The sequence below is a fragment of the Paenibacillus periandrae genome (assembly GCF_022458865.1).
Classification (GTDB): Bacteria; Bacillota; Bacilli; order Paenibacillales; family NBRC-103111; genus Paenibacillus_S; species Paenibacillus_S periandrae.
In genome coordinates this window covers 1-904 of record NZ_JAJNMU010000099.1, presented here as the reverse complement: position 1 = coordinate 904, position 904 = coordinate 1, and the positions used below count along the sequence as shown (strand labels likewise).

Annotated in this window: 1 protein-coding gene and 1 pseudogene; both read right to left on the bottom strand. The window is 49.1% G+C overall.

Going from position 1 to position 904, the window contains the following annotated elements:
• Positions 1 to 521, bottom strand: a pseudogene (locus LRL21_RS44710) (ABC transporter permease); the annotation flags it as partial.
• An 8-nt stretch (positions 522 to 529) separates the two neighbouring features.
• The coding region (locus LRL21_RS44705) for an extracellular solute-binding protein (protein ID WP_240422203.1) at positions 530 to 904 on the bottom strand (375 nt) is incomplete at its 5' end.

Below are 904 nucleotides of genomic sequence, written 5' to 3'. Positions count from 1 at the left end.
GGAATGCCGGATAGAGCGGAACTGAGCATCATCGTGGTAAACGGAATGTTGAACCAAAGATTGGCAAGCACTAATCCGCTGTAGCTGTATATGATTTTCGGAAAATAGTCTCCGCCGAACAGCAGGACGAACCGCGCAAGCCAGCCATGGTTGCTGTACATCGAAATGATGCCGTAAGTGCCGATTACCGAAGGAATGAACATAGGAATAAAATATAGACGCCGAATCCAATCCACAATCCGGCCTTGATTAAATCTCAAATACATAGCCAGCAAGTAACTGATGAAAATGACGATCAGCAAGGACACGATGGTCAGGTTCAGCGTAAACGAGATGTTGCGGCGCGTGAATTTGTCAGCGAACAGGAATATGTAGTTACTGAATGTGAAGGCACCTGTTTGTTCGTCCTTAAAGCTTTCCTGGACGGCAAGAATAATTGGGATCACGACGACGAGCAGCAGGATGAAAAAAGAGGGGATAACCATCGCTATCCCCAAAAAGTTATGCTGTTTTGTTTTCATGTCTCGGATTACTGGCCCCCGGCAACTTCCCGCTGCCAGCGCTTGTTGATCTCATCTCCTAGCGATCCGATTGTGAAGGTACGGTAGCCTTTCGCCACGCTCTCGAATCTCTTTTGCAGATCGGCCGGCATTTCGGACCACTTGATGCCCGGGTAGCCGTACATTTTGTTGATGACGACCGTTTGTGCTTCCGGCGTTAATGCGTAGTTGATGAATTTCTGGGCGGCTTCCTTCTTCTCCGACATGGCGGGGATCGCAATGTAGGAAGGGCCACCCGTAAAGGAAGGCTCGATTTGTGTCAATTTGATCGTATCCGGCAGCATCTTTTTGCTGAGCTGCTCCAGACCCATATCCGACCATGCCGGAATCATATCGACTTCGCC